This is a genomic window from Azospirillum sp. VT-I1, assembly GCF_055698305.1.
This window is the reverse complement of the sequence record NZ_CP168800.1, coordinates 1,368,444-1,392,250: the sequence shown is the minus strand read 5'-3', so window position 1 is coordinate 1,392,250 and position 23,807 is coordinate 1,368,444. Positions and strand designations below refer to the sequence as shown.

Sequence of the window (23,807 nt, the reverse complement as noted above, 5' to 3'; positions counted from 1 at the left end):
CGCACAAGCACTTGTCCCCTCCCCGCCCAGCGGGGGAGGGTTAGGGTGGGGGTCTAACGCCACAACAGGGCCGACGCCTCACCGCGTATGCGCCTCCGGCGGCGGACGCGTGTCCGGCACCGGCGTGCCGTCGCCGCCCAGGAAGAACAGGTTGCGCAGGAAGCCGGGGGCCAGCACCGCCAGCGGGTTGACCGACACGTCGGGATCGGACAGCGGTCCCTGCACATGCCAGGTGGCGGAAAAGATGCCCTGACCCTCGCCGCCGCTCAGCACGTCGCCCAGCAGCGGGATCTGGCCGATCAGGCGGTTCAGGCCATAGACGGGAACGATGGTGCCGCGAAGGTTGGCGGTCTCCGTCTCCAGGTCGACCTGCCCCTCCAGCGTCAGGCCGAGCGCCGAGCCCGAGGTGCGCAGGTCCTTCAGGGTCAGCAGGCGGCCCTCCTTGCGGAACTCCGCCGACATGCGGCCGAAATTGACGCCCTTGCCGCCGCCCAGCAGTTCGGCGAAACCCGACGGCGAGATGGCGTTGAGAATGCGCGCCAGGGCCGGCACGTCGAGCAGGGTGTAATCGAGGATCTCCGCCTTGCCGACGATGGCGGCGTCGGCCCGCGGCTCCACCGATCGGCCGGTCAGCGACAGCCGGCCGCCGCGCATGCGGTCGTTCAGGTCCATCGCCTGCAGGGCGGAGCCCAGATCGTCGGCGGTGATGGCGAGGTCGTAGACGCCCTGCGCCCCCGGCCGCCATTTCATCGACACGCCCCCGCCCTCGCTGCGCCCGGTGAGGTCCAGCAGGGTCCAGGCGGCGGTGTCGCGCCGCATGGTTCCGGCGACCTGACGCAGCCGCCGCCCCTCGCCGAACACCACCGAATCGAACTTGATGGCGACGTCCAGCGGCGTCTTGCGGCCGTCGCCGGTCCGGGCCTTCTGCGGGTCGGGGGTGACGGCGCCCTCGCCGGACGGCGTCTTTCCCGTCAGGCCGCGGGCGTCCAGGCTGCTGCCGGTGATGGTGCCGGCATAGCCGCCGGCCGGGCCGCCGGGCTTCGCCGGGGGCAGCACGGTCAGATCGGCGCGCAGGTCGGTCTGGCCCAGCTTGAAGCTGGGGGTCTGGACCCGCGCCACCCGCTTGCCGCCGTCGGCCAGGTCCAGGTTGGTGACGGCCTTCAGCCCGCCGGCATCGACGGTCAGGTTGCTGATGCGGGTCGGGCGGTCCTTGTCGAACTCCAGCGTCAGCTTGCCGGTGCCGGGCTTGCCGGGCGGCTTGGCCCAGCCCAGCTCCTCGATGGACAGCCGGGTCTTCTCCAGGTTCAGGTTCGCCGTCAGCGCCAGCTTGTGGCGGCGGTCCACCGTGAACAGGACATCGGCGCCGAATGGACCCTGCACCCGGTCCTCGAGGTCGATGCCGTGGGCGCGCAGGTCGTCGGCGGTGGCGTCGCCCTTCACCGCGATGCGGGTGCGCGGACCCTTGGCCGTGCTGTCGAAGGATTCGTTCCAATCGACGCTGACGGGGATGCCGTCCAGCTTGGTGGTGCCCTTGATCTGCATGGCCTTGAGGTCGAGCGCCAGCGACAGCTCGCCGTCTGTGGCGTTCAGCCCGGCCGCCACCTTTTCCACCGCCACCTTGCGCAGCTTGCCGGCCACCTCCAGGTCCAGCTGCTCCACCTTCAGGTCGACCAGCAGCGGGAAGGCGAAGTGGAGCTGCGCTTCCGCCGTGCCCTGGGTGCGCTTCGGGTCCATCTCCAGCTTGGTCGGATAGCCCAGCGGTGGCATGTCGATCAGGGTCAGGATGGAGCGCACCGGTCCCTGGACGGGGATGCGGATGTCCATCGTCTCCTGGCCGGTGTCGAGTCCGCCGATCACCACCTTGCCGTCGCCGATCTCGATGTCGCCCGATCTCGGGTCGGCGATGCGTCCGCCCTTGGTCTGGATGGTGAAGGTCTTGCCGTCGGTGGTCGCCTCCACCCCGGCGCCGGTCACCGGCGTCAGGTCGTGGAAATAGCGGACGCTGATGTCCTCCCCGGCCATGGTGGCCAGGAAGTGCGTCATCTCCGGTTCAGCCGGGCGGTCGAGCGGCAGCGACAGCGCCACTTCGGCGCGCGCCTCCGTCACCGTGCCGCGCGACAGGTTCCTGGTCACCCATTCCCGCGCGTTGGGGCCGGCGACCTTCGGCCAGTAACGGCGCAGCTCGTCCAGCGCCATGCCGCGCGCGCTCGCCTGCGCCTCCACCGCCATGCGGTCGCCCTGGCGCTGCGCGGTGCCGCTGGCCTCAACCCGCGGCTGCGGCTTGCCGGTCTCGCCCAGCACCGCAGACAGGCCGTCCAGCTCGATGCGGTCGCGGTCACCATGCAGGCGCAGCTGGGCCGATTCGACGGGCACCGGCCCCTCGAACAGGTCGGGACGGTGCAGATGGCCGCGGCCGGCGGTGAGGTCGGCCTTGCCGGCGGTCGGCTGCAGGGTCGGGTCGAAGGCGATCTCCACCGTGCCCGACAGCGGCAGGGCGGCGGCCTTCAGCGGTTCCAGCATCGGGGCGATGCCGGCGAGGGCAGCGGGGGTGACGCCGGTCAGGCGCGCCGCTGCCCGTCCGTCCTTGCCGGGGCCCTGCTGCCCCGACAGCTCCAGCCCGGCGGTTTGGCCGCCGGAGGTCAGCGACAGCGACGCCTGGAGGTCGCGGCCCCGCCCGGTCTCCGTCAGCTCGCCCCGGCCGCTCAGCGCCAGCGGTTCGCCGCCGTCCGGAGCCGCCGCCTTCAGGGACAGATCCTCCACCCGCAGCCGCCGGCTCGACACGTCCAGGCTGCCGCGCAGGGCCACGCCCTGCACCGCCAGCGGCTCCGGACGCAAGGCGGGCAGGTCGACGGTTCCGGCACCGCCGCGCAGGTTCAGGTCGAGCGTCGACGGCTCGAACCGGGGGTCGAGCTTCCCCGTGACCGTGCCCGACAGCGGCAGCTTCACCGCGGCCAGCGGCGCCAGCGCCGGTCCGACCTCCGCCAGCGCCGCCGGCTCCAGCCCATCGACGGACAGGGTCAGGTCGGTGGTCGAATCGGCGATGTTGTAGTGGCCGGAGGCGGCGACGGTCACCGGACGCCGGTTCGCATCGCCCTGGGCCTGGGAGCCGAGATCGAGGGTCAGGCGGGCACGGCCCTGGGCGCCTTCGGCATCGCGGGTCAGGATCATGTCGGCGCGCGTGGCGTGCCAGGACAGATCCAGCATGCGATTCTCGATCCGCAGGTCGGCCCCCACCACCGACAGCCGGCGCAGCAACCCCAGCGGCCGGTCGATGTCCGGCGGCCGGCGCAGGCTGTCCAGCGCCTCGTCCAGCAGGTCGGGGCCGTCGCTTTCCCGCTTCTGCACCGAGTCCGTGTCCGACCGCACGTCGAAGGCGAGGCTGCCGTCCGCCCGCCGCAGCACGCTGAGGCGCGGCCGGACCAGATCGAGACGCGTCGGCGACAGCGTGCCGCGCAGCAGCGCCGCGACGGAGAAGCCGATGCCCATCTCCGGCACCGCGGCCAGCTCCGCCCCGTCGGCGTTCAGCGCCTGCACCCGCCGGGCGCGCAGGTCGAGCCGCCGCCCGCCCTCGCCGGTCTGGAGCGTGTCGTCATCCTCCAGCGACAGCACCAGCTCGCCCACATCGATGCGGAAGCGGCCGTCGCGGTCGCCCAGCGCCTCCTCGACATAGGGGATCAGCGGGTCGAGCGCGATCGGCCCCTGCGACAGCCGCCAAGCGAACAGCCCGCCCGCCGCCAGCGCCACGGCCCCGATCCCGGTCAGCGTCAGACCGAGTATCTTCGCGGTGCGCCGGATCATCGGGCACCATGACGGGAGAAGAGGGCGCGCGATCGGCCCGATTGACGTTCCCGTCCGAGGCGTGCAGCTTTCTGCACATGTTTTGAGCAGGAAAGACCGTCCCCATGCCCAACCCCGTTCCGTTCGCAGCCCCCTTGCCGAAGCCCTTCGACGCCGCGCAGGCGGCGTTGGGGATGGAGCGCTGGCGCCAGCAGGCCGCCGCGGCGGATCCGGAGACGCGGGCCTGGGCGGACGCCTTCGCCGATTCGGAATCCGGCCGCGCGCTGGTCGATGCGGTGTGCGGCAACAGCCCGTATCTGGGCCACATCCTGACGCGGGAACTGCCCTTCGTCCGGCGGGTGATGGAGGACGGCTTCGATGCCGGCTTCGCCGGGCTGATCGCCGCGCTCCATGCCGAGCATGACGGTGAGAAGTCGATGGACCGGCTGATGGCCGGGCTGCGGGTGGCGAAGCGGCGGGCGGCGCTGCTGATCGCGCTGGCCGACATCGCAGGGGCGTGGCCGCTGTTCCGCGTCACCGGCGCCCTGTCGGAGCTGGCGGAGACGGGGGTGCAGCTGGCCGCGAATTTCCTGCTGCGCCGTGCCGCGGAGGCGGGGACGCTGACGCTGCCGGATCCGCAGCGACCGTGGATCGGCTCAGGTCTGATCGTGTTGGGCATGGGCAAGCTTGGCGGGCGCGAACTCAACTATTCCAGCGACATCGACCTGATCGTCCTGTACGACGACGCTGTTGTGCAGACGCCCCAGCCGGACAACCTCGCGCGAACCTTCATCAGGCTCGCACGCGATCTTGTCCGCATTATGGATGAACGGACCAAGGACGGCTACGTCTTCCGAACCGACCTTCGGCTTAGGCCGGACCCCGGCGCCACGCCGCTGGCGGTTTCCGTTTCGGCAGCCGAAATTTATTACGGCAGCGTCGGCCAGAACTGGGAACGCGCGGCGATGATCAAGGCCCGCCCGATCGCCGGCGATCCGGAGGCCGGCGCCGCCTTCATCCGCTTTCTGGAGCCCTTCGTCTGGCGCCGCAACCTGGACTTCGCCGCCATCCAGGACATCCATTCGATCAAGCGCCAGATCAACGCCCACAAGGGCCATCGCGAGGTGACGGTCAACGGCCACGACATCAAGGTCGGCCGCGGCGGCATCCGCGAGATCGAGTTCTTCGCCCAGACCCAGCAGCTGATCTTCGGCGGCCGCGACCCGCGCGTGCGCATCGCACCGACGCTGATGGCGAACGAGGCGCTGCGCGACGTCGGGCGCGTGCCGCCCCAGACGGTGGAGGAGCTTGCGGGGGCCTATCATTTCCTGCGCCGTGTCGAACATCGCATCCAGATGATCGACGACCAGCAGACCCACCGTATTCCCGCCGACGATGCCGGCGTCGCGCATCTGGCCACATTCCTCGGCTATGACGATCCGGACGCCTTCAGGGCGGAGCTGCTGGCGACGCTGGGGCAGGTCGAGGACCGCTATGCCGAGCTGTTCGAGGAGGCGCCGTCGCTGTCGGGTCCCGGCAACCTCGTCTTCACCGGCACCGACCCCGATCCCGGCACGGTGGAGACGCTGAGCGGCATGGGCTTTGCCGACGCCGCTCGCGTCATCAGCGTGGTGTCGGCCTGGCACCGCGGCCGATACCGCGCCACCCGCTCCGGCCGCGCGCGGGAGCTGCTGACCGAGCTGACGCCGGCCCTGCTGAGTGCCCTTGCCAAGACGCCGGCCCCCGATGCGGCGCTGATGAACTTCGACGATTTCCTCGGCAAGCTGCCGGCCGGCGTCGGGCTGTTCTCGCTGTTCGTCGCCAATCCCTGGCTGCTGGAGCTGGTGGCGGAGATCATGGGCATCGCGCCGCAGATGGCGCAGACCCTGTCGCGCAACCCGTCGCTTCTGGACGCCGTGCTGTCGCCGGACTTCTTCGATGAGCTGCCGGGCAAGGAGGACGGGCTGGCCGACGACCATGCCCGCACCATGGCGGTGGCCCGCGATTTCGAGGATGCGCTGACCCTGTCGCGGCGCTGGACCAACGACCAGCGCTTCCGTGCCGGGGTCCATATCCTGCGTGGTATCACCGACGGCGACCGCTGCGGCGCCTTCCTGGCCGACCTTGCCGACCTCGTCGTCCCCGACCTCGCCCGCCGGGTGGAGGAGGAGTTCGCCCAGCGCCATGGCCGCATCCCCGGCGGCGCCTGGGTGGTGGTGGCGATGGGCAAGCTGGGCAGCCGGCAGCTGACCATCACGTCCGACATCGACCTGATCGTCATCTACGACGTGGCGCCCGGCCAAGGAGGCAGTGGGGGGCCGCGTCTCTCCGACGGCACAAAGCCGCTGTCGCCCAACGAGTATTACATCAAGCTGACCCAGCGCCTGACCAACGCCATCACCGCCCCGATGGGCGACGGCCGGCTCTATGAAGTGGACATGCGGCTGCGCCCGTCCGGCAATGCCGGGCCGCTCGCCACCTCGCTGGACGCCTTCCTGAAATACCAGACCACCGACGCCTGGACCTGGGAGCATATGGCCCTGACCCGCGCCCGGGTGATCGGTGGCGATCCCGACCTCGCCGAGCGGGTGTCGGCGGCGATCCGTTCGGTGCTGACGGCGCCGCGCGATGCCGACCGGCTGCTGTGGGACGTCGCCGACATGCGGCGGCGGATCGAAAAGGAGTTCGGGACGACCAATGTCTGGAACGTCAAATACGCCCGCGGCGGCCTGATCGACATCGAGTTCATCGCCCAGTACCTGCAGCTGCGCTTCGGCCATGAGCGGCCGGACATCCTGCACATCGGCACCGCCAAGGCGCTGCAATGCGCCGCCCGCACCGGGGCGTTGGCGCCCGACGTGGCCGAGGACCTGGAGGCGACGCTGCGGGTGTGGCGGCGGGTGCAGGGCTTCCTGCGGCTGACCACCGCCGGGGTGCTGGACCCCAATCAGGTGTCGCCAAGCCTGCTGGCCGGGCTGGTCCGCGCCGCCTTTCCGGACGAGCGTGAGCCTGGCGCTGTTGACTTCCCCGAACTGGACCACAGAATCCGTGCCGTCGCCGCCCGCGCCCACGGCCATTTCAAGGCCCTGGTCGAGGAGCCGGCGGGCCGTCTGGCCCCACCCAACACGACCACGCCCCCGGCCTGAGGGGTTCCCTCTCCGCCGGCAAGAAGAAGGACATTCGAGCAGCCATGACCGTAGACGTCGGATCGCCCGCCCCGGATTTCACCATGCCGACCGACGGCGGGGGCAGCGTCACGCTGTCGGCCCTGCGCGGCAAGCCGGTGGTGCTGTATTTCTACCCGAAGGACGACACGTCGGGCTGCACGTCGGAGGCCTGCGGCTTCCGCGACCAGCTGCCCGACTTCTCCGCGGTCGACGCGGTGGTGATCGGCGTGTCCAAGGACAGCGTGGCCAGCCACGACAAGTTCAAGGCCAAGCACGAGCTGACCTTCACCCTGGCGTCCGACACCGACGGCGCCGTCTGCGAGGCCTACGGCACCTGGGTCGAGAAGAGCATGTACGGGCGCAAGTACATGGGCATCGACCGCGCCACCTTCCTGATCGACAAGGACGGCGTGGTCCGCAACGTCTGGCGCAAGGTAAAGGTGACCGGCCATGTCGCGGCGGTGCTGAAGGCGGTTCAGGCGCTATAGCCCGTCGCGTGACGGCGGGGTTCCATTTTCTCCCGGCTTGAACCGTACGGGATGGACGCCCCGCCGCCCCGGTTATTCCTCCGGCGTGTGGGTTTACGCCACAAGGGTATTTTTAGAATCGCCCCAAAACTGCATACACTCCGTGCATTCCCGCACCAGTGGCCGCGCAACCCACCGCGGTTTTGGTCCTTCGGCTGCCCCAGGGATGCACCATCAATGAACGTTGCGAACATCGCCCGGCGCCTCGTCGCCGGAGAGCTTCATTACGCACTCGGCCGCTTCGAATCGGTCAGGCGCGGTTACAGCGCCCTGCGGCGCCTGTCCCCCCGGTCGCGGCAGCGTGCCCCGGCCGGGCCGCCCGTTGCCCTGCCCACCCTTCCGGTCAGCCTGTTCGCCGGCCAGACCGCCGAGCGTGCGCTGGCGGACCTGCGGCGCGACTCGATCGCCATGGGCTTCGACCTGCCCCAGGCGATGGTGGTGGAGATGGTGGAGTTCGCCACCCACTCCCCCTGCAGCGGCGGCTGCGCGACGAGCGGATGTTCTACCGCCACGACGTGCACAAGGGCCGGCTTGCCGACGGCTCGCCCGCGGTGATGGGCATCGTCCCCGATCCGCTGGACTGCCCTGCGGTGCGCCGGGTCTGCCGCGACCCGCTGCTGATGGAATGCGCCGGGGCCTTCCTGGGGTTCCGTGCCACCAAGATCATCCCGCGCCTGTTCTGGAGCTTCGTCACCGACGCCGGCGACGACGAGCGCCGGCAGCTGGGCCAGACCATCGACTGGCATTACGACGTCCACGACTTCCATTTCTGCTCGGCCCAGTTCTACCTGACCGACGTCAGCCCCGGCGCGGGCGAGCATGAGCTGGTCCGCGGCAGCCATCACGGCAAGTCGCTGCGCATGCTGCTGGGCTCCGCCAATGCCCGCGACGAGGAGCTGTTCTCCCGCTTCGCCCGCGACCGCATCCTGCTGGTGGAGGGGCCGGCCGGCACCGGCTTCCTGGAGGACACCTCCTGCTATCACCGGGCCGTGCCGCCGGCCAACCGCGACCGGCTGATGCTGCAGCTTTGGCTCAGCTAGTCTAGACTGCGCCCCGTCACCAGAGCGGGCGCGGAGCGGACGATGTCGAAGCGGGAGCGGATTGTCGGGGAGGGGCTGCGCACCGTCGTCGGCCTGATGAGCGGCACGTCGATGGACGGCATCGACGCCGCCCTGCTGCGCACCGACGGGCGCGGCAGGGTGGAGGCGCTCTCCTTCCTGACCATCCCCTATGACGACGGCTTCCGCGCCCGGCTGCGCGGCTGTCTCGGCAGGACCGACGGCGGAGAGCCGGTGGCGGCGGTGGAGCGCGAGCTGACCGACGCCCATGCCGATGCGGTGCGCCGCCTGCTCGAGCAGGCGGGCGTCGCGCCGGCCGAGGTCGAGCTGATCGGTTTCCACGGCCACACCATCCATCACGACCCGGACCGGCGGATCACCCGCCAGATCGGCGACGGCGCCCGGCTGGCCGCGGCGACCGGCATCGCCGTGGTCAACGACTTCCGCAGCGCCGACGTGGCCGCGGGCGGGCAGGGGGCGCCGCTGGTCCCGCTGTTCCACCGCGCGCTGGCGCATGGCTTGCCCCGTCCGCTCGCCGTCCTCAACATCGGCGGCGTCGCCAACGTCAGCTGGATCGGCCCCGAGACTTCGGGCGGGCCGGCGGACGGAGAGGCGGAGGTCGTGGCCTGCGACACCGGGCCGGGCAACGCGCTGATCGACGATTGGGTGCTGCGCCACGGCCTCGGCCGATTCGATGCCGGCGGGGCGCTGGCGGCGGCCGGGCATGTGGACGAGGCGGCGCTGGCCGCCCTGATGTGCCATCCCTGGTTCGACCGCCCGGCGCCTAAGTCGCTGGACCGCGACGCCTTCGATCCGGCGCCGGTGGCCGCCCTCTCCCCCGCCGACGGGGCCGCCACCCTGACCGCCTTCACCACCGAATCGGTCGTCCGCATCGTGGATCACCTGCCGGCCCCGCCGGTGCGCTGGCTGGTCTGCGGCGGCGGCCGCCACAATGCCACCCTGATGGCGATGCTGGCCGGCCGGCTGGGGGTGCCCGTCGAGTCGACCGATCTGGTCGGCTGGGACGGCGATGCGCTGGAGGCGCAGGCCTTCGGCTATCTCGCGGTGCGCAGCCGGCTCGGGCTGCCGCTCAGCCTGCCGGCGACCACCGGCGTGCCGGCCCCCCAATGCGGGGGCGTGTTCCACCCGGCCGGCTAGAGTCCGTCAGATGCTTACTGAAGCATCTGACGGACTCTAGCCTTTTGATTTTCCGTGCGATTCACGCTTCAGACGATTCCGTCTGAACCGATCGCACTCTAACCCGACGCCGACTCCAGCAAATCCGTCAATGCCGCCTGCTGGTCCACCGCGTGGAAGTCGGTCTTGCGCTCCATCGCGGCGGCGAGGCGGCGGCGGTATTCGGTGCGTGGGATCTCGACGGCCCCGAAGCGGCACAGATGATCGGTCACGAACTGGGTGTCGAGCAGGGCGAATCCAGCGGCGCGCAGGCGGGCGACCAGATGGACCAGCGCTACCTTGCTGGCCCCGGTCTCGCGGCTGAACATGCTTTCGCCGAAATAGGCGCCGCCGATCGACACCCCATAGAGCCCGCCGACCAGTCGGCCGTCGCGCCAGCATTCCACGCTGTGGGCGAATCCGGCGTCGAACAGTTCGCCGTAGAGCCGGACGATGTCGTCGTTGATCCAGGTCTTCGGCCGGTCCTCCGTCGATTCGGCGCAGCCCTCGATCACCGCGCGGAAGGCGCTGTCGAAGCGCAGTTCGAACGGCCCCCGGCGCAGGGTCTTGCGCAGGCTGCGCGGCACATGGAAGGCGTCCAGCGGCAGGATGCCGCGGCGTTCCGGGTCGAACCAGTGGAGTTCCCGCGACTCCGCGCTTTCCGCCATCGGGAAGATGCCGGCGGCATAGGCGCGCAGAAGCATCGGAGCGGACAGGGTGAACATGCCGACGACTATACCCGATCAGGAAAAGCAGGCGATGGTGGCGAAACACTGATGGCGATGGCAGGGGCCGGCCGTCCGCCCGAGTGATACTGGTGTCGAGACCCCGCGACAGCAACCTCCTTCCATGGTATGCAACGCTGGGAAGCACAGCCGTGGGAAGACTCGTCATGCGCAGCGCCGTTGCCGCCGCCCTGTCCGTAATGGTTGCCGGTCTGTTCGTCGCCAGCCCCTCCTGGGCGCAGAGGAAGGCGGAGCCGGGCAACTTCGATTACTATCTTCTGTCGCTGTCCTGGTCGCCGACCTACTGCGCCCGCGACAGGAACGGACCCGATCCCGACCAGTGCGGGGAGCGGAAATACGGCTTCGTCGTCCATGGCCTGTGGCCGCAGTACACCGACGGCAGCTATCCCGCAACCTGCACCCGCGACCGCAACGTGCCCAAGGCGGTGGTGGACCAGACCATGCCGGTGATGCCCAGCGTCGGGCTGATGATGCACCAGTGGCGCAAGCACGGGACCTGTTCCGGCCTGAACGCCACCGACTATTTCGCCAAACTGCGCGCCGCCGCCGCCAAGGTCGCGATTCCCGAGCCGTTGAGGACGCCCGGCCCGACCGTGCCGGCCGCCCAGGTGGAGCGCCTGTTCCTTGAGGCCAATCCCGGCCTGACGGCGGAGGGGGTGGCGGTCATCTGCTCCCGCCGCGACGTGTCGGAGGTCAGGGTCTGCCTGAACAAGGACCTTGGCTTCATGTCCTGCGGCCAGAAGGTGGTCGACCGTTGCCGCGACCGCGACGCCGCCCTGTCGGCGGAGGTGGCACCGGCCCAGCCGCGCACGCGCGACACCGCCCCGGCCAGCCCGGCCCTGCCGCCGGCACCGGCCGCGGCTCCGGCGCCGGCACGCTGAGGCGGTCAGGCGTTTTCCGCCCCCTCCGCCAGGGCGGCCATCGCCGGCGGGATCTCCGCCAGCAATTCTCGGGCGAGGAAGCCGAGCGGGCCGATCCGGCGGCTCAGGCGGTTGCCGGCCTCGCCATGCAGGTAGACGCCCCAGATGGCGGCCTGCTGCGGGCTGGCGCCGCGGGCCAGCAGGCCGGCGACGATCCCGGCCAGCGTGTCGCCGGACCCGGAGGTTGCGAGCCCCACCGTGCCGCCGCGATAGGCCCAGGCGCAGCCGTCCGGCGTGACGATGCGGGTGCAGCTTCCCTTCAAGGCCACCACCGCCTTCAGATGGGCCGCCACCTGCCGGGCGGCGGCGAGCGGGTCGGCCTCCACCTGCTCGCGGGAGCAGCCCAGCAGCCCGGCCATCTCGCCGGCATGGGGGGTGATGACCACATGCCCGGCATGCCGCTGCACCGGCCCGGGGTCGCGGCCCAGCCCGGCCAGCGCCCCCGCATCCAGTACGAAGCGCGGTCCGCCGCCGTCGGCCGAGTCCAGGGCCGGGTCGGCTGCCGCGTCCAGGCGGTTCAGAAGGCCGGCGGTCAGCGCCACCACCGCCGCCTCGTCCATCATGCCGGGACCGATCAGCACCGTGTCGCAGCGTGACGCCCGTTCGGCCAGCACCTTTGCCGAATCGGGAGCGATGCCGCCATCGGGCGTTTCCGGCAGGCCGGCGACGAGCGCCTCCGGCAGAGCGAGGCCCAGATGCGGGGCGATCCCGGCGGCGGTGGCGATCTGCAGCTTGCCGGCGCCGGCCCGCAAGGCGCCGATCCCAGCCAGCAGGGCGCCGCCCGGTACAGGCACGCTGCCGGCCACCACCAGCACCCGGCCGCGGGTTTCCTTGTCGCCGTCGCCGTCCGGCTGGGGCAGGGGCATGCCGCGCAGCAACTCCGCGGTGACGGGAATCTCCTCGACGGGGCTCACGGGCATGCTCCCTAACGGGCTGCGACGGCGGCGTCCGGCTCGGCGGTGACCGGGGCGCCGGCCTCCTCCAGCGGGGCGACGAAGTTGTATCGATGCAGGCACAGCCCGCCGCGCGGACCGGCCTTGGGGTCGAAGCGATATTCGGTGACCGAGCAGTTGGCGACGTCGCCGGCCCTGTCGATGGCCAGGATCTCGTCCTCCGTCAGATTTTCCAGCAGATAGCGCAGGCACAGCACCACCACCTGATGACCGACGATCAGCACCCGCCGGCCGCCGTGATGCAGGCTGACGGTGTCGAGCGCGCTGCGCAGCCGCAGGATCACGTCGCACCAGCTCTCTCCCCCCGGGGGCGGTGGTAGAACTTGCCCAGCAGGCGGCGGAACTCGGCCTGGTCCGGGAATTCCTGCCGGATGCCGGCGGTGGTCAGCCGGTCGAGAACGCCGAACTCCTTCTCGCGCAGCCGCTCGTCGATGACGAAGTCGGCCGGATCGACCGGCAGGCCGCCCGCCTGGTGCAGCCGTTCCGCCGTGCGCAGCGCCCGGCGGTAGGGGAAGTCAGCACCACGTCCGGCCGTTCCACCGCCGGCATGGCGGCGAACCAGCGGCCGAGCGCGTCGGACTGCCGCTCCCCCAGCGGGCTGAGCGGAACGTCGACGTCCCGTTCGGCGATGTCGATCCGGACGAGGCCGGCCGCGTGCGCCGCATCGCGGGCGACGTTCCCGGCGCTCTCGCCATGGCGGACGATCCAGAGTCGGTCGGGCCAGCGCTGCTGCATCGGCGATCCCGTTGGTTCATGGTCTAAGATGTCCGGAATAACCGCCGGGCGGGACGAAAGGTCCCACGGCGCGGTGGAGCGTGGTATGGCAGCCATGCTGTCCGGTCGTCCGCTGCGGCCGATCGGCACCTTGCCGGTTGCGGCGGCCGGGCCACACTCTTCTGTCCAGCTTAACCATCTGAATGGATCGGACATGACGGACAGCCAGGACGCGGCCCCCCTGTTCCAGCCGGTGACGATCGGGCGCTACAGCCTGCCCAACCGCATCGCCATGGCACCGCTGACCCGCAGCCGCACCGACAACGCCACCGGCGTGCCGACCGCGATGAACGCCGAGTATTACGCCCAGCGCGCCAGCGCCGGCCTGATCATCGCCGAGGCGACGCAGATCTCGCCGCAGGGCAAGGGCTATGCCTACACCCCCGGCATCCACAGCGCCGAACAGGTGGCGGGCTGGAAGCTGGTCACCGACGCCGTCCACGCCAAGGGCGGGCACATCTGCCTGCAGCTTTGGCATGTCGGGCGCATTTCCCACCCCGACCTGCAGCCGGGCGGCGCCCTGCCGGTGGCGCCCTCCGCCGTGAAGCCGGAGATGAAGGCCTTCACCGTCGACGGCTTCAAGGACATCCCCGCGCCGCGCGCGCTGGACATCTCCGAACTGCCGGGCATCGTCGAGGATTACCGCCGCGCCACCCGCAACGCGCTGGCCGCCGGATTCGACATGGTCGAGGTGCATGCCGCCAACGGCTACCTGATCGACCAGTTCCTGCGCGACGGCACCAACAAGCGCACCGACGCCTATGGCGGCTCCGTCGAGAACCGCGCCCGCTTCCTGTTCGAGGTGCTGGACGCCGTGGTGGCGGAGGCCGGGGCTGACCGCGTCGGCATCCGCCTGTCGCCGCTGAGCCCGGCCAACGACGCGCAGGAAAGCGACCCGGTCGGTACCTTCACCCCGGTGATCCGCCGGCTGAACGACTATGGTCTCGCCTATCTCCACATGATCGAAGGGGTGACGCGCGGACCGCATCCGGGGTTCGGCGGCGACCTCGCCGAGCTGCGCGGGCTCTACAAGGGCCGCTACATGGCCAACAACGTCTATGACCGCGCCATGGCGATCCAGGCGACCGCCGACGGCCATGCCGACATGATCGCCTTCGGCCGCCCCTTCATCGCCAATCCCGATCTGGTGGAGCGGCTGCGCATCGACGCTCCCCTGGCCGAACCGGACCAGAAGACCTTTTACGGCGGCGACCGCCACGGCTACACTGACTATCCCACGTTGAATCAGTCGGCAGCCTGACCGGCCCCTGCACGGACCGCGTGCATGTCGTGCCCGAGTCGCAGCCGGGGTGGCAGGGCGGGGGTGCCGGCGGGGCGAAAAGGAACGGCACTTCGGTGCCGTCCGCCCCGGTCCGGGGCGGGGGTTTGCCGGCAAGCGTGAGCCTGGGGTGGGGCATTTAGCGGCGATTCGGTCATCTTTCCTTTGGAAGGCTTGACCTGGGACCGGATCCCTGTGACAAAAGACATTCGGCACACTCTATGAGCTTGAAGACACATGTTCGACCGCCCGCCCCGCCAGGGCTTCCGCGCTCCCGAGATCACCAAGTCCAACGTCACCGCCACCGTGAAGTGGTTTAACCCCACCAAGGGGTTCGGCTTCGTGTCGCCTGAGGACGGTTCGCCCGACGCCTTCCTGCACGTCTCTGCGGTTCAGGCCGCCGGCTACGACGCGCTGGACGAAGGCACCACCATCACCTGCGACCTGGCCCGTGGGCCGAAGGGGCCGCAGGTGGCCTCCATCCACACGGTCGATACGTCGACCGCTCAGCGTTCGGCCCGTCCGCGGACCGGCGGCTTCGACCGTGGCGGCTATGACCGCGGCGGCTACGATGCCGGCGGCGGCGGTGAGGAAGTCGACGGCACCGTGAAGTGGTTCAATGCCGACAAGGGCTTTGGCTTCATCACGCCCAGCACCGGTGGCAAGGACGTCTTCGTCCACGTCAACGTGCTGCGCCGTTCGGGCATGCAGACCCTCCAGGAAGGCGATCAGGTGCGCGTCACCGTTCGTCAGGGCCAGAAGGGTCCGGAAGCGGGCAAGGTCGAGTACCTGTAAGGTTCGGGACATCCCGGGCCTCGGCCGGACGGCGTTCGCTCCCTCGGGACGGGCGCCGGTACGGCCGGCTCCGCTGATCTGATAAGCGTATCGAGGATCGGAACGATAGTCGTTCCGGTCTTCCCGGTGAAATTCCGGACCTTTATCGCACGGTGCCTCCCTTCGGGGGCGCGCCGTGCGTTCCTGTCTTTTTTGTCTCGGTTTTTTCTGCGGTCCTGGCTCGTGAGTGATCCGGCCGTGGCTTTGGTTCGGCCCGGTCGTGCGTTGCGTGTGTCTTCCGCTCTTTCCATTCGCTGCTCTGCCTTTTGCGCCGCCCTTCGGGGCGGCCGGCGCCGTCTCCCGCCGCCCTTTTCGTCGCCCTTTTCGTCGTTGGGGGCTTCCCGGCATGATCGAGATGCTGACCGACCGGCTCCCGGCGCTCTTCAGCGGGGGAGGGATGACGGACATCGGCTGGTCCGTCGCGCAGCTGGTCGGCTTGTGCGGCATGATCGGCGGCATGCTCTGGCCCTTTTTCCGCAGCCGGCGCGCCATGCTTCTGGTGCAGCTGGTGCCCTGCCTGGGCTTCGCCCTGCATTTCACCCTGGTGGGCGCCCCGACCGCGGCGGCGCTGAACGGGCTTGCGGCGCTGCAGGTGCTGGCTGCGCTGGCGCTCGGCACCTGGCCGGCATTCCGGATCGTCTATCTGCTGATCCTGCCGGTGATCGCCGCGGTGATGGCCGTGACCTGGACCGGCCTGCCGTCCGTCTTCGCGGCGGCCGGGATGGCGCTGATCAGCCTTGCCCGCTACCAGACCCGGGTTGCTGTGTTCCGCGGCACCATGCTGGTGGCATTGCCCTGTTGGTTCGTGCACAACTGTATGGTGGGGTCGATACCGGGAATGGTCTCCGACCTGACCGGGATTGCCGTGAACGCCTGGATGCTGCTGCGCGACCGCGACCGGACGGCACCGCCCCCACCAATTCCAACGGGGCCAATTCCAACGGGGCCAATTCCAACGGGGTCAACTCCAACGGGGCCAACACCAATGGCGCCAAAGGCCAGGGAGGCGAAGCTGTCATGACCACCCACCACAGCAACCTGTCGGCGGAAGACGCCGCGGCACTGCGGGGCATTCCGCTCTTCGCCAAGCTGACCGACCGTGCGGTGTCCCTGCTGGGCGGCGTCGCCATCGTGCGGCCGGTGTCGCGCGGCACCACCCTGTTCCTGCAGGACGAGCCCGCCGACCGCTTCTTCGTGCTGCTCGACGGCTGGGTGAAGCTGTACCGCCTGACCCGCGACGGGACGGAGGCGGTGGTCCATGTCATCGGCCCGGCCGAGAGCTTTGCCGAAGCCGCCATGTTCGCCGACGGCAAATTCCCGGTCTGTGCGGAGGCGGTGACCGACGCCCGCGTCATGACCCTGACCGCCGACGGATTCGCCCGCTGCCTGCGCGAGGACGACCGCATCGCCTTCGGCATGCTGGGGTCGCTGTCGGTGCGGCTGCGCCATCTGGTGACACAGATCGAGCAACTTCAGGTCCAGCCGGCGCCGCAGCGGGTCGCCGCCTTCCTGATGCGGGTCTGCCCGCCCGGCGACGGCCCGGCGCAGTTCCAGCTTCCCTTCGACAAGGCGCTGATCGCGCGGCGCCTGGGCATGCAGCCGGAAACCCTGTCGCGGGCGCTCGCCAAGCTGCGCGCTTCGGGCGTGGAAACCCAGGGGCTGACCGTCAGCGTGGCCGAGCGCGCCACCCTGCGTGCAGTCGCCGAGGCCGGCGAGGAGGAGTGACCGCCGCTGCTTGTGACAGCGTCGGCCGAGCGGCTAGACTGGATTGACGGCGGTTGCCGCCGCGTGCGAGTTTGCACCCTCCCAGTACCGGGTTTGTTCAGGATTTCGAGGCAGCGATGGGCGACAGCAACACGGTGGCGACGGCATCGGATCCGGCGCGGGATCTGGTGGCCTTCGCCGGTGACCGGCGCTTCGCCACCGTGATGGCGGACCCGCCCTGGCGCTTCGTCAACCGCACCGGCAAGATGGCGCCGGAACATCGCCGCCTGTCGCGCTACGGCACCATGACGGTGGAGGACATCTGTGCCCTGCCGGTCGCCGATATCGCCGCCCCCACCGCGCATCTCTATCTCTGGGTCCCCAACGCGCTGCTGCCGGAAGGGCTGCAGGTCATGCGCAGCTGGGGGTTCGAGTACAAGACCAACCTCGTCTGGCACAAGGTGCGCAAGGACGGCGGGTCGGACGGGCGCGGGGTGGGGTTCTATTTTCGCAACGTGACCGAACTGATCCTGTTCGGCGTCCGCGGCAAGAAGGCCCGCACGCTGCCCCCCGGCCGTACCCAGGTCAACCTGATCGAAAGCCGCAAGCGCGAGCACAGCCGCAAGCCCGATGAACAGTATGAACTGATCGAGGCCTGCAGCCCCGGCCCCTTCCTGGAAATGTTCGCCCGCGGTGCCCGGCCCAACTGGTCGGTCTGGGGCAACCAAGCCGACGACAGCTATGAGCCGACCTGGAAGACCTACGCTTTCAACTCCGCCACCGACCGCGAGGCGGCGGCGGAGTAGGGGAGTTCTATTGTCGCGGCCCCCTCCCCATCCCTCCCCGCTTCGCGGGAGAGGGGGTAGAACGCTTGTCGGCGTGAGTGATTCGCACAGCGGCGGCAGTCCCCTCTCCCGCGAAGCGGGGAGGGTTAGGGAGGGGGCCAAACACCCCACCTCACTCACAAAACCCCCAACGCCTCCAAATCCCGCCGCAGCGCCTCGGCGCCCAGGAACAGGTGCGCCGACATGCCCACCGACTTGGCGGCCTCGACATTGTCGGGGTTGTCGTCGATGAAATAGCAATGCTTCGGTTCGAGTCCGTAACGATCCATCAGTAGCCGATAGATCGCCGGATCCGGCTTCACCAGCCGTTCCTGACCCGAAACGATGATGCCGTCGAAGCCGTTCAGGAAGTCGAAGCGCTTGCGCGTCAGCTCGAACTTGTCGACCGAGAAGTTGGTGATGGCATAGACCGGGACGCCGCGGGCCTTCAGTTCGGCCAGGATCTCCGGCGTGCCGGGGATCGGGCCCGGCACCATGCGTTCCCACATGTCGTCATAGGCGCGGATCAACTCGGCGCAGTCCGGATGCTCCTCGGTCAGCTGGGCGACCGCCTCGTTCCAGGGGCGGCCGCGGTCCTGCTCCAGGTTCCAGGCGGGGGTGCAGACCCGGTCGAGGAAATCCTCCATCAGGTCTTCATAGCCGTCGAACAGCTCGCGGTAGAGGTGCCGCGGGTCCCATTCGATCAGCACCTGCCCGACGTCGAAGACGACGACGGTCGGCTTCAGCGGCTCAGTCGTTGCGATCATGGAACGGTCCGCCTCAGCCCTTGGCGCGGGCGGCGTCGGTCAGCCGCTTCATGTCGTCCAGCTTGATGGCGCCGGGCACCAGCTCGTCGCCGAAAACGAAGGCCGGGGTGCCGCGGATGTTCAGCTTCTCGGCCAGCGCCTGGTTGGCGGCGATCACCTTCAGCACGTCCGGCGATTCCATGTCCTTCTTCAGCCGGTCGGTGTCGAGCCCGACCGACTTGGCCAGCCGCATGATGACCGCCTCGTCCAGCTGGCCGCGATGGGCCATCAGGGCGTTGTGCAGCTCCATGTACTTGCCCTGGCCGCGGGCCGCGAGTGCCGCCTTGGAGGCGAGCAGCGACGCCGGCCCCAGGATCGGGAATTCCTTCAGGACGAAGCGCAGCTTGGGGTCGCCCTTGATCAGCGCCTGGGTGTCGGCCTGGACGGCCTTGCAGTAGCCGCACTGGTAGTCGAAGAACTCCACCACCGTCACGTCGCCCTGCGGGTTGCCGGCGACCGGATCGGCGGGGTTGCGGGTCAGCTCCTGCCGGTTCTCGACCAGGGCCTTGCGGGCCTGTTCGGCCTCCGCCGCCTTCTGGCGCTCCTGCATGGCGTCGACGGCCTGCAGAATGACCTCGGGATGCTCCATCAGATAGTCGCGGACGATCTTCTCGATGGCGGCCTTCTGGTTGCCGTCGAAGCTCGCCGACTGCGCTTGCGCCGGAGCGGAGGCGGACAGCGCCAGCGCCGCGACAGGCAGGGCCAAAAGGGCGGAACGCAGGTACGGCAGGACGGGGCGCATGGTGGGCGGTCTCCGAAACGCTGGGGACATTGGGCCGAAGGCCGCCCACACTGGACCGACAATCCGGTCCGGACAAGTGCAAAGCGCTCGTCCGGACCTCACTCCCGGTTTCACGTTTCCGCGATCAGCGGGCGCGCAGAAGCTCGCCCACCGACAGCAGCGCCATCTCGTCGCCGTCGGCCTTGCCGATGGTCCGGCCGGTGGAGTAGGGCAGATTGTTGTCGTTGACGACCACGATGTGGTCGGCATCGACGATGTTCACCCCCTCCGGCCCCAGATGGGGCATGACGAAACGGCCTTCCGGCGCCTGCCCGGCCCGGGCCTTGCGGTCGGGGTCGGCGATGTCGGTCAGGTCGATGTAACCGACCTTGCGCACGAAGCCCTCGGCGTCGGCCCCGGCGATGTCAATCTTGTAGACCCGCTTGAAGGCGGCCGGCGCGTTGAAGCAGTCGGGCTTGGCCTCGCCCTGGCAGGCCTGGGTCTTCGCACCCTCACTGCTGTCGTCGCGCTCGATCACCAGCGCGCTGCCGGCGTCGATCATCGCCAGATCGGCGACCACGTTGGCGTTGTCCTCCAGCTTGTACTTCCAGGACTTGCCGGTGTACGTGCGGCTGGCGACGTCGAACTCCAGGATGCGGGTGTACGCGCGGCCGTCCTTGTTCTCGAAGGCGTTGGCGGCGGCGTTCCACAGCGGGCCTTCCAGCGACGGGTACAGGGTCTTGCCGTCCGGCGACACGCCCATCGGCTCGAACCCGCGCGAGCGGCGGACCTCGAAGGCGACGGCGCCCGGAACCGGCGGCAGGATGCCGTTCCGGTAATGGTCGGGCGAGCGGGCCGGCTTGCCATCCACCATCGTCTCATGCACGGCGACGACCACGCCGTCGCGGGTCAGCTCCAGGATGTAAGGGCCGAACTCCTCGCCGATGAAGAGGCGGTCGGCCTGGACCACCAGCGATTCGGGATCGAAGTCGGCGCCGGTCAGGTAGCGCGCGGTGCTGTTCTCGTTGACGATGGCGAAGGGGACCTTGCGGTCGGGATCGCGCAGGAAAATGGTCTCCAGCCGCTGCAGGGCGCCGCTCTGCCAATCCGGCTTGACGCGATGGACCATCAGCAGCGCATCGACCGAGTTCACCTTGCTGCCGAAGCCGTTGTCGGTCAGCGCCATGAACTCGCCGTTGCCCTGCGGAACGATGGCGGAGAAGCCCTGCACCGCCTGACCGGCCACCGGCAGCATGATCTCCGTCTGGCGCGGGACCTTGGGGTCGGAGGCGAAGGAGGTGGCGCGGATGCTGCCCACCGTGTCCACCCGCTTGCGGTCGGCGTTGGTGAACTTGCCGGCGGTGGCGAACAGCGGCCCGGCATCGGCCGGCGCCTGCACCAGCGTGTCGGCGGGCAACAGGGCGTGGCCGGCCAGCGTGGCGGGATAGCGCTTGGCCTGCTGGTCCTGGGCCTGGGCAGCGGTGGTCAGGCCGGCGGACAGCAGGGCGGCGGTGGCGAACAGGGCGCCGCGCCAGGACGGCAGGCGGACGGACAGCATGGGCATGCACTCCTGTGGACGGAACCGCGCGTCGGGGCCAAGTGGCGGGGACGCGCTCGATGTCCGCGGAATAGCAAGCGGCGATGACGCGGCGGGGACGGTTCGATGACCGTTGCGTTACCGGAAGGATGCTTTCGTCATATGACCAGCCTGTGCCGGCGGGGTCAGCGCGGCCTGTCGCCGCCGGTCTGGCCGCGAATGTCCTGGGCGCGCAGCCAGCCCGGCGATCCGGCGGGCAGCAGCCTTTCCGCCCGTTCGGCCTGCGCCTTGGCCATCGGCAGGTCGCCTCTCGCCAGCGCCTCCTCGGCGGTGGCGTAGGCGACCATGCCGTCGTTCTTCTTCATGCTCCAGGCCTGGGCGGTCAGCCGCCACAGGAAGGCCGACTGCGCCTTGCCCTTGGCGGCGATCTGCAGGTTCTTCAGCGCCTCGTCGGCCAGACGGGGATCGCGCTGCTCCAGCAGGGCATGGGCGAGGGAGACGCGGATCGTTCCGGCTTCGGAACCGGCCAGCTCGATGGCCTTCCGGTACGGGGCCACCGCGTCCGCCGCGCGGCCGGTCTGCAGCATCAGGTCGCCCTTCATCTCATGCAGGAAGGGGTTCCGCGGCTCGTCGGCGATCAGGCCCTCGACCAGCGGGGTCGCCTGCCTGACGTCGCCCTGGCGGAAATAGGCATAGGCGCGGCCATAGCGGGCGGCCGGCGACGGATCGTTCGCCTTGTAGCGCTGGAGCGCGCCGCGCGGATCGAGATAGCCGTACAGCTTTGCCTGGACCCGCCGCAGGTCGGCCTCCGTCGCCGCCGGCAGACGGGCGTCGGCATAGCGGGACCGCGCGACGAAAGCCTTCACCGCCTCGATGCGCTCGCGCGTCAGCGGGTGGGTCAGGCGATAGCCGGCGTCGCGGTCGTTCATCAGCGGCTCGCCCACGCCCAGCTTTTCCAGGAAGGCCTCCATCCCCCTGGCGGAGATGCCCGACTGTTCCAGGAAGGACAGGCCGGCCTGATCGGCCGACGCCTCCTGCGTGCGGGAGAAGGACAGGAAGTTCCGTTCCGCCAGATGCTGGCCCAGCATGACGCCCGCCGCCCCCGCCCCGGCATTGCCCGAGGCGAGGCCGCCGATCACGCCCAGCCCCATGCCGAGCAGCGAGGACAGGAAGGCGTTGTCCATCGCCTCCGCCCCGCGCACCAGATGGCCGCCGGAGATGTGGCCGGTCTCGTGCGCGATAACGCCCAGCAACTGGTCGGCATCGTCGACGTTCAGCAGCAGCCCGGTGTGCAGGAAGATGTTCTGTCCGCCGGCGACGAAGGCGTTGATCGAGGGATCGTTGACCAGGAGGATCTGCACCGAGTCGGGGTCGATGCCCGCCGCCTGGAAGATTGGCCGGGCCATCTTGCGGATGATATGGTCCGTCTCGGCGTCGCCCAGGATCTGCATGTCCGAGCGGCGCTGCGCGCTCGCCGGTGGCGCTTCCCACACCAGCGACATCAGACACATGGACATGATGGCGACGACCGAAACCAGCCTGCTGGGCTTGCGCACCGTGACGACCTCCGGCTTTGAACAGCGGACCCCCGCGCGGAACCGGCGGAACTCCGGGCCGCGACACACTCGCTTGCGATCTGGCGACGGTTGGGCGCGGTTGCCATAGCTGCATCATTGCTGGCCGGCTGCGTCAACACGAAGTTCAAGACCGACGCGACGGTCCAGAGCTTCGTCGTCGCGGACGAACCCTATGCCGCCGGCGTGGGCCGCGACATCATCGCACAGGGCGGCAAGGCCGGCGACGCGGTGGCGGCGATGGCGCTGGCGATGACCGCCAGCCTGCCGTCGCGCGTCGGGCTGACCGGCGGCGGCGTCTGCGTCCTGTTCGACGCCGCTTCCAAGAAGGCGCGGACCATCGACTTCCTGCCGCGTCCCGCCGCTGCCGGCGGCGTCGGCATGCCGGCCATGGCCCGCGGCCTGTATGCGGTCCAGGCCTCCGCCGGGGTGATGCGGTGGGAGCAGGTGGTCGCTCCGGCGGAACAGCTGGCGCAATTCTCCCCCGGTATCAGCCGCGCGCTGGTGCAGGATCTCGATGCGTTCGGCGGGCGTCTGGCCGCCGATTCCGACGTGCGCCGCCGCCTGCTGGGCGCCGGCACGCCGGCGGTCGGCACGGTCGCCGGTCAGCCGGAACTGGCCGCGACGCTGTCGGTCCTGCGCCGCCAGGGCGTGGGCGCCTTCTATGCCGGGCCGCTCGCCGCGACGGTGGCCCAGGGCATGGGGCTGGACCCGGCGCAGCTGCGCGCCTACCAGCCGCGGGTCGGCGCCACGCTGACCGTGCCCTTCGACATCAGCGACCTGCATGTTCCCGACACGACCGAGCCGGAGTCGGGCGCCGCCTTGATCCAGGCCTGGAAGGCAGTGGCCGCCCTGCCGCCGGCCGAGCGGGCGACCCGCGCCGCCCAGCTGCTGGGTGCCACCGGTGCCGGCGCCACCGCGGCGGGCGCCGGGGTGATGGTGATCGATCCGGACGAGAATGGTGCCGCCTGCGCCTTCACCCAGGGCGCGCCCTTCGGCACCGGCCGCGGCATTCCCGGCACCGGCATGCTGGTGGCCCAGGGTGTGGAGCGCGGCGGCTTCGGCGCGCCGGCCCTGATCGCCAACTCCATCATCGGCCGCACCCTGTTCGCCGGCGTCGGCACAGCGGCGGGCAACGACGGTCCGGCCGCCGGTCCGGCCGCCCTGCTGTCGGTGGCCCTGCCGTCGGGTCTGGAAGACAAATCGACCGCGCCGCAGATCCAGGCCGCGCGGCCGCAATCGATCCCCGGGCGGGCCAGCTTCGTCGGCTGCCGGGTGTCGACGGAGGACGGCATCCGCTATTGCCAGACGGCGACCGACCCGCGTGCCGGCAGCCTGGCGCTGACGGTCGAAAGCGAACGCAAGCGGGACTGATCCCGCCCCCAGGCGGTCGGACCGTCCTGATCCAAACGGAAGCCAGCGCAGCCGGG

20 protein-coding genes and 1 pseudogene are annotated in these 23,807 nt (G+C 70.1%); 12 read left to right on the top strand and 9 right to left on the bottom strand.

Annotated elements, in window-relative coordinates; all coding sequences use genetic code 11:
* Positions 1-78: 78 nt before the first annotated feature.
* Positions 79-3,798, bottom strand: a complete 3,720-nt coding sequence (locus tag AB8P05_RS06700; protein ID WP_472759269.1) for a YhdP family protein — start codon at positions 3,796-3,798, stop codon at positions 79-81.
* A gap of 104 nt (positions 3,799-3,902) precedes the next feature.
* On the opposite strand from AB8P05_RS06700, the gene AB8P05_RS06695 reads away from it, so the two are divergent.
* The 5 genes from AB8P05_RS06695 (at position 3,903) to AB8P05_RS06675 (ending at position 9,687) form a co-directional block, all read left to right on the top strand.
* Positions 3,903-6,923 (top strand): bifunctional [glutamine synthetase] adenylyltransferase/[glutamine synthetase]-adenylyl-L-tyrosine phosphorylase, encoded by a 3,021-nt coding sequence (locus tag AB8P05_RS06695; RefSeq protein ID WP_472759268.1) that lies wholly within the window; start codon positions 3,903-3,905, stop codon positions 6,921-6,923.
* A gap of 44 nt (positions 6,924-6,967) precedes the next feature.
* Positions 6,968-7,432 carry a thioredoxin-dependent thiol peroxidase gene (gene bcp, locus AB8P05_RS06690; protein ID WP_109150874.1) on the top strand — a complete coding sequence of 155 codons (465 nt, stop codon included), beginning with the start codon at positions 6,968-6,970 and terminating at the stop codon, positions 7,430-7,432.
* A 216-nt stretch (positions 7,433-7,648) separates the two neighbouring features.
* Complete coding sequence (locus tag AB8P05_RS06685; protein WP_472759267.1) at positions 7,649-8,026, top strand: hypothetical protein; 378 nt, start codon at positions 7,649-7,651, stop codon at positions 8,024-8,026.
* Positions 7,969-8,511, top strand: coding sequence for a phytanoyl-CoA dioxygenase family protein (locus AB8P05_RS06680; protein WP_472759266.1), 543 nt, complete (start codon positions 7,969-7,971; stop codon positions 8,509-8,511). The genes AB8P05_RS06685 and AB8P05_RS06680 overlap by 58 nt, the downstream gene beginning before the upstream one ends.
* Positions 8,512-8,553: 42 nt before the next feature.
* Positions 8,554-9,687 carry an anhydro-N-acetylmuramic acid kinase gene (locus AB8P05_RS06675; RefSeq protein WP_472759265.1) on the top strand — a complete coding sequence of 378 codons (1,134 nt, stop codon included), beginning with the start codon at positions 8,554-8,556 and terminating at the stop codon, positions 9,685-9,687.
* 98 nt (positions 9,688-9,785) lie between these two features.
* Here the strand turns inward: AB8P05_RS06675 and aat are convergent, their stop codons facing one another.
* Entirely contained in the window at positions 9,786-10,430 is a 645-nt protein-coding gene (aat, locus tag AB8P05_RS06670) for a leucyl/phenylalanyl-tRNA--protein transferase (protein WP_472759264.1), read from the bottom strand.
* Positions 10,431-10,597: 167 nt separating this feature from the next.
* Between aat and AB8P05_RS06665 the strand changes: the two genes are divergently transcribed.
* Complete coding sequence (locus tag AB8P05_RS06665; RefSeq protein WP_472759263.1) at positions 10,598-11,332, top strand: ribonuclease T2 family protein; 735 nt, start codon at positions 10,598-10,600, stop codon at positions 11,330-11,332.
* Positions 11,333-11,337: 5 nt separating this feature from the next.
* On the opposite strand, the gene AB8P05_RS06660 is transcribed toward AB8P05_RS06665, so the two are convergent.
* The 3 genes and pseudogenes from AB8P05_RS06660 to AB8P05_RS06650 all read right to left on the bottom strand — a co-directional run bounded on the left by AB8P05_RS06660 (position 11,338) and on the right by AB8P05_RS06650 (position 13,059).
* Positions 11,338-12,291: an NAD(P)H-hydrate dehydratase gene (locus AB8P05_RS06660; RefSeq protein ID WP_472759262.1), complete on the bottom strand. Its 954-nt coding sequence runs from the start codon at positions 12,289-12,291 to the stop codon at positions 11,338-11,340.
* 5 nt (positions 12,292-12,296) lie between these two features.
* On the bottom strand, positions 12,297-12,608 hold the full coding sequence (locus AB8P05_RS06655; protein ID WP_472759261.1) for a histidine phosphatase family protein: 312 nt from the start codon (positions 12,606-12,608) through the stop codon (positions 12,297-12,299).
* Positions 12,605-13,059, bottom strand: a pseudogene (locus AB8P05_RS06650) (histidine phosphatase family protein). Before AB8P05_RS06650 ends, AB8P05_RS06655 begins: the two are co-directional and overlap by 4 nt.
* Before the next feature lie 193 nt (positions 13,060-13,252).
* On the opposite strand from AB8P05_RS06650, the gene AB8P05_RS06645 reads away from it, so the two are divergent.
* The 5 genes from AB8P05_RS06645 (at position 13,253) to AB8P05_RS06625 (ending at position 17,721) form a co-directional block, all read left to right on the top strand.
* Positions 13,253-14,359, top strand: a complete 1,107-nt coding sequence (locus AB8P05_RS06645) for an alkene reductase (RefSeq protein WP_472759260.1) — start codon at positions 13,253-13,255, stop codon at positions 14,357-14,359.
* A gap of 255 nt (positions 14,360-14,614) precedes the next feature.
* Positions 14,615-15,172 carry a cold-shock protein gene (locus AB8P05_RS06640; protein WP_455172446.1) on the top strand — a complete coding sequence of 186 codons (558 nt, stop codon included), beginning with the start codon at positions 14,615-14,617 and terminating at the stop codon, positions 15,170-15,172.
* Positions 15,173-15,557: 385 nt separating this feature from the next.
* Entirely contained in the window at positions 15,558-16,232 is a 675-nt protein-coding gene (locus tag AB8P05_RS06635; RefSeq protein ID WP_472759259.1) for a YgjV family protein, read from the top strand.
* Complete coding sequence (locus tag AB8P05_RS06630) at positions 16,229-16,936, top strand: Crp/Fnr family transcriptional regulator (protein ID WP_472759258.1); 708 nt, start codon at positions 16,229-16,231, stop codon at positions 16,934-16,936. Before AB8P05_RS06635 ends, AB8P05_RS06630 begins: the two co-directional genes overlap by 4 nt.
* 116 nt (positions 16,937-17,052) lie before the next feature.
* The gene (locus AB8P05_RS06625; protein ID WP_455172443.1) at positions 17,053-17,721 is read left to right on the top strand and encodes an MT-A70 family methyltransferase; all 669 of its coding nucleotides are present in this window, start codon (positions 17,053-17,055) and stop codon (positions 17,719-17,721) included.
* Between the two features lie 155 nt (positions 17,722-17,876).
* Here the strand turns inward: AB8P05_RS06625 and AB8P05_RS06620 are convergent, their stop codons facing one another.
* From AB8P05_RS06620 to AB8P05_RS06605, 4 genes are all read right to left on the bottom strand, one after another.
* Entirely contained in the window at positions 17,877-18,506 is a 630-nt protein-coding gene (locus AB8P05_RS06620) for an HAD family hydrolase (RefSeq protein WP_472759257.1), read from the bottom strand.
* A 13-nt stretch (positions 18,507-18,519) separates the two neighbouring features.
* Positions 18,520-19,287: a DsbA family protein gene (locus AB8P05_RS06615; protein ID WP_455172441.1), complete on the bottom strand. Its 768-nt coding sequence runs from the start codon at positions 19,285-19,287 to the stop codon at positions 18,520-18,522.
* 124 nt (positions 19,288-19,411) lie between these two features.
* Positions 19,412-20,830 (bottom strand): esterase-like activity of phytase family protein, encoded by a 1,419-nt coding sequence (locus tag AB8P05_RS06610; RefSeq protein WP_472759256.1) that lies wholly within the window; start codon positions 20,828-20,830, stop codon positions 19,412-19,414.
* A 158-nt stretch (positions 20,831-20,988) separates the two neighbouring features.
* Entirely contained in the window at positions 20,989-22,359 is a 1,371-nt protein-coding gene (locus AB8P05_RS06605) for a M48 family metalloprotease (protein WP_472759255.1), read from the bottom strand.
* 90 nt (positions 22,360-22,449) lie between these two features.
* Between AB8P05_RS06605 and AB8P05_RS06600 the strand changes: the two genes are divergently transcribed.
* Positions 22,450-23,751, top strand: a complete 1,302-nt coding sequence (locus AB8P05_RS06600; RefSeq protein ID WP_472759254.1) for a gamma-glutamyltransferase — start codon at positions 22,450-22,452, stop codon at positions 23,749-23,751.
* The last annotated feature ends 56 nt before the right edge of the window (positions 23,752-23,807 follow it).